The sequence below is a fragment of the Streptomyces sp. NPDC021012 genome, assembly GCF_044333355.1.
Classification (GTDB): domain Bacteria; phylum Actinomycetota; class Actinomycetes; order Streptomycetales; family Streptomycetaceae; genus Streptomyces.
The window spans coordinates 83,593-90,021 of record NZ_JBIRQU010000021.1 but is presented as its reverse complement, the minus strand read 5'-3'; the positions used below and the strand labels follow the sequence as shown (position 1 = coordinate 90,021).

Here is a 6,429-nt window from a genome sequence, read left to right as displayed (position 1 = left end):
AGGTCGCCGCCGATCGCGTACGAGGGGTCGAGGCCGAGCTCGGTGAGCGCGACGGCCAGCATGGAGGTGGTGGTCGTCTTGCCGTGCGTACCGGCCACCGCGATGGTCCGGGTGCCGGTCATCAGCGCGGCCAGCGCGTCGGAGCGGTGCACAACCGGGATGCCGAGCTCGCCGGCCCGCACCAGCTCCGGGTTCTCGGGACGGATCGCGCTCGAGACGACCACACAGGACGCGTCATCCGCGAGGTGCTCGGCTGAGTGCCCGATGTGCACCGTCACGCCCAGGGCCCGCAGCGACTCCGCGGTCGCGGACTCCTTCGCATCGCTGCCGGCGACCTTCGCGCCACGCTCCGCGAGGATCCGCGCGATCCCCGACATTCCCGCGCCGCCGATACCGACGAAGTGCGGCCGTTCCATACCGGCGGGGATACCGGGAGCCATGCGCTGAGCCTTCCGAGGTGCACGTGCGGCTCCGGACGGCAGCCGCCCGACCCAGCTTAGACGCAGACTGGCAGGCCACCAGGATCCGGGCGCCGACGCACGTGGTGGTGGCCTCGACCGTCAGGCCCGAGACCACCACCTCTCACGCTGCCGTCAGGTCCTGGGCCAGCTGCTCGTAGGCCTCCAGCGCGGCCTCCAGGTCGGGCCGGCACTGGAGCAGGTCCTCCCATTCGGCGTCGGTGAGCGCGGTTCGGATCATCCTCGCCTCGGTCATCGCGAAGTCGGTGATGTCGATCTCGTCGGTCTCCATGACCGGTACAACGAGCCTCGCGCCAATGCATCACGCTCCGCGAGGCCGGACCGTGGTGGCCTCGTCCGTCAGTCCCTAGACGCCCACCCCGCAGGTTCCGGTGTGGGCGTCTAGGTCCTGCTGCCGCTCAAGACATCCACAATGCGGAAGTCGTCCCGCTCCAGGGCTTCGATGATTGCCCCGGCCATGTGCTCAAGGCCGTCTGTGTCGGTCGGTAGGCCGCCGTGCTCCTCCCGGTAGGCGACCATGGTGTCCACGATCCGAAGCACAACATCGATGTTCTCCGTACTGCTCTGCATAACGCCTCCTGTTGGTCGCTGCCGCCGTTGACCGCGCGGTGCCGCCGGTGCGCCTTGCACGCCTCCCGCCGGCCCTACTCCTGGTGGCCTCGTCCGTCAGACCCGAGACCACCACGCTGCTCCCCGGCGCCGGTCGGGTCAGTCTTCCTCGCGGTGCCGGGCGACTTCCTCAACGCTCCAGCCGACGACCGCAGCCACGTCCTCGTCGGAGGTGTTGGCCCAGCCCAGCCAGTCCTGCAGAGCGTCTGCAAGGCTCGCGGGGACACCCTTGGGGTCCACCTGAGGAGTGTCCATGTTGTAGATGTTGTCGATGTGGAACCACATGCCGTCGGGGTCGAGGCGCCGGCCGGCGGCTCCGTAGGCGTCGTAGTCGCCAACGCCTTCCAGGATGGTCTCGCCAGTGCGCCAGTCGGTGATGTCCCAGGTGGCCTGTCCGTCTTCCTGACGTCCGGTCTGGCCGCCGCCGACGATGCGGTGGCCAGCCTTCTCGAGTTCCTCAATGCGTTCCGTGCGTGCTTGTTCGTCGGCGCGGCGCTGGCGGAGCAGGGCTTCGATGTACTGCTGGACCGGGCCGGTGATGAGCGGCCTGCTGGTGGTGTCGGTCATAGTCCCCTCAGAGTGGTCGCGCCGGTGATCCGGCTCAGCCTCGCGTGATGGTGATGCGGTGCTCGTTGAAGTGCTGCCAGTCCAGCACCAGGTGGAAGCGTTCATGGTCCTTGAGGTCCTCGAGGAGGATCTGCGCCCGCTCGGCTCCGCGTTCGAGTCGCGCCTCGCCTTCCCGGCACAGCTGGCCCAGGGCGTGGCGTACGTCGCCCTCTCCGAGCTCGATGGCCTTGGCGAGCCGGTCGACGGACGTGAAGACCTCCGCTGGCTCGTTCAGGTCGTCCTTGAGGTAGCCGATCAGGGCCTCCTCGGCCGGCCCGCCCTCCCAGAACCGCCGACGCTCGGCTGTCCGGGCCAGTTCATCGCCGGACAGCGGAAGGACGGTCTCCGGGCCCGGGATCGGATCGGGCATGGACCAGGCGCCATCCTGCTGGCTGACGATGCCGAGACCGACCATCGTGTCGGCGAGCTCGCGGATCGTGGTCGGAACGGGAAGACCGACAGCTCGGATCAGTTCCTCGCACCGGGCCTGGTGCTCGGCAAGACCCACGCGAATCTCGGCCTTCTCCTCCTCGGTCTCGGCGTAGTCCTCTTCGTCTCCGTCGGACCACTGGACGGGCGAGTCAAGGGAGTCGCTGGCGTGACCGAAGAAGAAACCGTACTCGCCCTTGAAGATCTGCTCCAGGACCTCGTCAACAGTGCCTCGGAGACCCCGGACCATGGCCGTGCCGAAGAGCATGGTCAGCGCCATCGACTGGTGCTGGGGCAGGTAGCTGGGCCAGCCGCTGGCGAACCAGCCGTTGTGCATGGACAGGTAACCGTCGTCGCGCTGGGCGGTGTCCTGGTCGACGGACATGGGGCTCCTTCTCCGAGGTGTCGGGGGGCGTGAGGGCCATCTTCGCGGGCCAGATGGCCTTCGGGGCGGGTTTCATTCGAAACCCGCCCCAAATGGCTAGAAAGGGGCCGGCCCCTGGCTGCTGAAGGCGGCGAGGTCGGGGTTCTGTCGGGCGAACTCGGCGCGGAGCCGGGCGTCCTCCTCCGCGGCCAGCCGCCGGTGCTCCGCCTCGGCCGCAGCCCGTGCCACGGCTTCGGCCTCTTCGCGGGCAGCTCGTTCGGCGTCCTCCTGCTCGATCTCGGCCGCATGTACCTCCTCGACAGCCCACTCCTCGGCTAGGGCGGCCCCGACGGCTTCGGCTTCCTGCTGCTCCAGGCAGTCACCACACAGCGGGCCCGTACCGGCCGGGATCGACCGGGAGCAGTAGGGGCCGGAGCAGTCCTCCATGATCGGCCGTACGGGGGCTCCTGCGGCCCGCTGGGACGGCATGGCAGGCGCAGGATCCCGGCGGTCATCCTGGGCTCCTGCGACGGCCCTCTTCCGCTGCTGCGCGGCCTTCCAGTCGGCGGCCCGGACCTCGCACAGTCGGCAGGCCTCGTCGGTGTCGAGGTTGCGGCCGTCCTCGCAGCGGATGTCGGCGCAGGCGTACCGGTCACCGCGGCGCAGGGGCCGCACCATGGCGATCACGGCACCGACCGGGTTCTCAAGCGTGCCGGCCGTAGCCTTGTCGGCGAAACCGTGGTCGGCCCACCGGGCGTTGATCCGCTGTCCCATCTCCTCGACGCTCCGGCCGTCCTCGCGCATCGCGGCCAGGATCGCGTCGGCGACGGCAGGGATACGGACCTTGCTGCTGGGGATCTGGGGCGGCAGGAAGGCGAGGACCTGGTCGACGGTCGCCAGTTCGTCGCGGCTGTGTCGGGCCTTCTGGGATCCAGTGGTCTTCGAGGGGGCGGGCTTGGTGTTGCCGGACGCGGCGGAGCCGCTTTCGACCTCGCGCGCGCTACTACCTGAGGTTGAAGGGCTACGCCCGTCCACGACGCTACGCGTCGGAGACGCCTGCTCCTTCTTGTTGTTTCCCTTACTTGTAGTTCCAGTGCGCTGCACCGCACTACCGGGGTGCGCTGTACCGCACTGCGTAGTGCGCTGCACCGCACTACCGGAATCACGCGCGTCGCCGTTGTCGGGCGTCCCGTCAGGGTCTGCTTTCTCCGCAGGGTTCTCCGTAGTGCGCTGTACCGCACTACGCGGCGACGAGGGCTTACCGCGCCTCCGCTCGGCCCACAGCCGCTGGCACTCCTTGAGCCACGCGCGGTGGCCGGCCTTCGACACCGGCGCCGAGGCCTTGGCGCCTTGCGCCTTCTCTTCCTTCTTCACCTCCGTCCAGGCCGTCTCGATGTCCTTCAGCCACGCCTTCCGGTCCACGTAGTACTCGACGCACGCCTCCCTGTCCTGGCGCAGCCACTCCCAGACTTCCGCGTGTGATGAGGGGCCGTCCCAATCACGTGGAGGCGTGTCGTGGACCTTGTAGAGGTTCCGGGACCGCATCTTGGCGATCGACCGCTCCCGCTCCGCGCCGATCGCGTTGATCGCCTCGAGCTGGCGCATGTAGGGGTCCATCGTGCGGGCCTGCTTGTCCCCCGCCAGCAGAGCGAGGAAGTCACGCGGAGGCCAAGCAGCGCCCGTGCCGCGATTCTCATTGACGTGCGCCTTCACGTCCCAGTACATCGACCGGGCGTCGGGGGCGATACCGGACACAGCGACCCAATCGCCGAGCATGGTGAAAGGGGCCCGCCGACCCTGCTCGAACTCCTCGTTCACAGCGCGCCTCCCCCCGACTGGTTGCAGCAGAGGCGGTTACTGGTGAGCTTCACCAGAGATCCGGGTACAGTCATCCCTTGGACCTGACTTTCACGAGAGTGGTCTGGTGCAGCGGGCGGCAACCCGCTGTTGCGCTTCGAAGGCCGGCTGAGTCGCAAGCTCGCCGGCCTTCGGCATGTCAGCCGTCAGGCTGCTTGTAGACCGTGCGGAAGAACTCCAGGAACGGCTCGGTGGCCATCAGGACGGCCTTGCCGGCCTTCCCGTACGGGTGCGGCTTGTCCGGCCCGAAGGGCCATGAGTCCGCGTACTTCTCGGACGTCGCGATGTGACGGACGCCCTCACGCGTGATGCTCTCGACGATCCCCTTGCTCATCAGCAGCTCGGCGCCGGACGTGAATGTCACGGCGGGTGGCAAGCGGGGGTCGTCTGCGGTCATGGGGTTGTCGGGGCTCATCGGGAGCCTCCGAACGCGCAGGCACTTGGCACAGCGCAAAGTGAAAGCGTTAGGCTCATGCCGAACCTCTCTCGCAAGGGGTGGTTCATGTGGCCGCTTGTGTCTTCGCAGGACAGCGGCCATGGGCGGTCGGCCGGTTGGGAAGCCGGTCGGCCGTCATCTGCCTGTACGCGCAGGCATTCAAAAACTCGTCATCGACCTCCCGGTCGGTCACTTCTTCGACGCTACCACTGTAAGCGCAGAACCCTTAAGGTCTGCGCTGAACCAGTTGACAGAACATGCCTCGCAGTTACACAGGCATCCTGTACCGCATGCGGTACCGGTGCGCAGCCTTCGTCATCAGCGTCACCTCGATGGGGCGCCGATCATCGGAGTAGACCACCCTGAACGCGACGAGGACCGGCATGTCCTTCGGGAGCTCCAGGGCAGCCACCTCCTCCTCGGTAGGAATCTCCGACGACAGTTCGTCGACGAACTCGCGCGGCGGGAACCCCAGGGAGTTGAGCAGAGCGGGCGTACCCCCGCGGATCCGCTTCTTCTCCAGCATCTGCGTTCCCTCGGCCAGGCCGAGGGGGTAGTACGAGCGGGTCAGCTCGGTGGGTTCATCGTCCAGGAACAGGATCTGCTTGCGCAGCACCACCCGCTCGCCGTCGCCCAGCTCTAGAGCGTCGGCGACTTCCTTCGGCGGTCGAACCACCTCGACATCGAGGAGTTGCGACCTGCCTACTTGCTGCCGCTTGGCCGCCTCCGTCATCCATGGGTACGGCTCTCCAGGCTCGGCCGGCTTCATGAAGGTGATCGGCTCGATCGACTGCTGCGCGTGCTGGCGCACGAAGACACCCTTGCCTGGCATGCCCTCAAGCAGGCCCTCCGCCTTGAGCATCTGGAGCGCCTTCTGGATCGTCGTGTTGGCGACTCCGCCGTACTGTTCCATCAGCTCCGCTGTGGATCCCAGCTTGCTGCCGGGCGCGAGGTCTCCACGCGTGATCTGCCGCCGAACCTCGGCCGCGATCTTCTGGTGCGGGGATCTGGGGTCCTTGAACTCCCTTGCCATCGGTCCTACTTCCCAAGTCGGTATGTGAGGTGCCGGTCGGCCGGCATGGTCATCCAGGAGGCCTCGAAGGGCACCCCTTCTGCTGTAGCGGTCGTACGGAGCAGGCGCAGAACCGCGCTCCCCTCTGGAAGTGCCAGATGTTCGCGCTCCTCAGGGTCGGCCAGGCCGGCGCTCACGTCCTCGAGGACAACGCCGCTCGAGAACCCGAGATCGTGCAGAAGGCTGACCGCGCCGCCCGGGATCTTGCGCGGGTCAGCAAGCCGAGTGCCGCGCGCGACCGTGACGGGGTAGTACGACCGGGCGATCTCGACGGGGTGCCCATCCAGCAAAATCAGGCGGCTCCGCAGGACGGCCTGTCCGTCCGCCCCTAGGTTCAAGGCTGCCCGTACAGGTGCTGGCGCTGATACCTCGCCGACCTGCAGAAGCGTTTGCCCTCCTCGCCGGCCTCGTCGGCCAGCCTCCTCGGTCCACGCGTCGGGCTTCCCCTGCTCGCGTGGGGCCAGGTAAGGCGTCGTTTCACTGATCCACGCGTCGCCCGACATGCGCACACCTCCAAGCTCACTAGTTGTGTTCGACCTTACTTCCTTACCGCTCTCAGCAGTATGCCACCTTAAGC

General features: G+C 67.6%; 9 protein-coding genes. All 9 read right to left on the bottom strand.

Features of this window, described 5'->3' with window-relative positions:
* The coding region (locus ACH4TP_RS38230) for a Mur ligase domain-containing protein (protein WP_398440498.1) at positions 1-440 on the bottom strand (440 nt) is incomplete at its 3' end.
* A 142-nt stretch (positions 441-582) separates the two neighbouring features.
* Complete coding sequence (locus ACH4TP_RS38225) at positions 583-750, bottom strand: hypothetical protein (protein ID WP_398440497.1); 168 nt, start codon at positions 748-750, stop codon at positions 583-585.
* A 110-nt stretch (positions 751-860) separates the two neighbouring features.
* The gene (locus ACH4TP_RS38220) at positions 861-1,049 is read right to left on the bottom strand and encodes a hypothetical protein (RefSeq protein WP_398440496.1); all 189 of its coding nucleotides are present in this window, start codon (positions 1,047-1,049) and stop codon (positions 861-863) included.
* A gap of 138 nt (positions 1,050-1,187) precedes the next feature.
* The gene (locus tag ACH4TP_RS38215; RefSeq protein WP_398440495.1) at positions 1,188-1,655 is read right to left on the bottom strand and encodes a hypothetical protein; all 468 of its coding nucleotides are present in this window, start codon (positions 1,653-1,655) and stop codon (positions 1,188-1,190) included.
* 34 nt (positions 1,656-1,689) lie between these two features.
* A complete protein-coding gene (locus tag ACH4TP_RS38210; protein ID WP_398440494.1) occupies positions 1,690-2,508 on the bottom strand; it encodes a DUF6042 family protein in 819 nt (272 codons plus the stop codon).
* Between the two features lie 96 nt (positions 2,509-2,604).
* Positions 2,605-4,305, bottom strand: a complete 1,701-nt coding sequence (locus tag ACH4TP_RS38205; RefSeq protein ID WP_398440493.1) for a hypothetical protein — start codon at positions 4,303-4,305, stop codon at positions 2,605-2,607.
* A gap of 178 nt (positions 4,306-4,483) precedes the next feature.
* Positions 4,484-4,708, bottom strand: coding sequence for a hypothetical protein (locus tag ACH4TP_RS38200; protein ID WP_398440492.1), 225 nt, complete (start codon positions 4,706-4,708; stop codon positions 4,484-4,486).
* Positions 4,709-5,048: 340 nt separating this feature from the next.
* The gene (locus ACH4TP_RS38195; protein ID WP_398440491.1) at positions 5,049-5,813 is read right to left on the bottom strand and encodes a GntR family transcriptional regulator; all 765 of its coding nucleotides are present in this window, start codon (positions 5,811-5,813) and stop codon (positions 5,049-5,051) included.
* Between the two features lie 5 nt (positions 5,814-5,818).
* Positions 5,819-6,355: a GntR family transcriptional regulator gene (locus ACH4TP_RS38190; RefSeq protein WP_398440490.1), complete on the bottom strand. Its 537-nt coding sequence runs from the start codon at positions 6,353-6,355 to the stop codon at positions 5,819-5,821.
* Positions 6,356-6,429: the final 74 nt, after the last annotated feature.

Excerpts from the sequence above, each read along its gene's own strand:
- ACH4TP_RS38225 (WP_398440497.1), bottom strand. The coding sequence starts at position 750 with ATGGAGACCGACGAGATCGACATCACCGACTTCGCGATGACCGAGGCG.
- ACH4TP_RS38215 (WP_398440495.1), bottom strand. The coding sequence starts at position 1,655 with ATGACCGACACCACCAGCAGGCCGCTCATCACCGGCCCGGTCCAGCAG.
- ACH4TP_RS38195 (WP_398440491.1), bottom strand. The coding sequence starts at position 5,813 with ATGGCAAGGGAGTTCAAGGACCCCAGATCCCCGCACCAGAAGATCGCG.
- ACH4TP_RS38190 (WP_398440490.1), bottom strand. The coding sequence starts at position 6,355 with ATGTCGGGCGACGCGTGGATCAGTGAAACGACGCCTTACCTGGCCCCA.
- ACH4TP_RS38220 (WP_398440496.1), bottom strand. The coding sequence starts at position 1,049 with ATGCAGAGCAGTACGGAGAACATCGATGTTGTGCTTCGGATCGTGGAC.
- ACH4TP_RS38210 (WP_398440494.1), bottom strand. The coding sequence starts at position 2,508 with ATGTCCGTCGACCAGGACACCGCCCAGCGCGACGACGGTTACCTGTCC.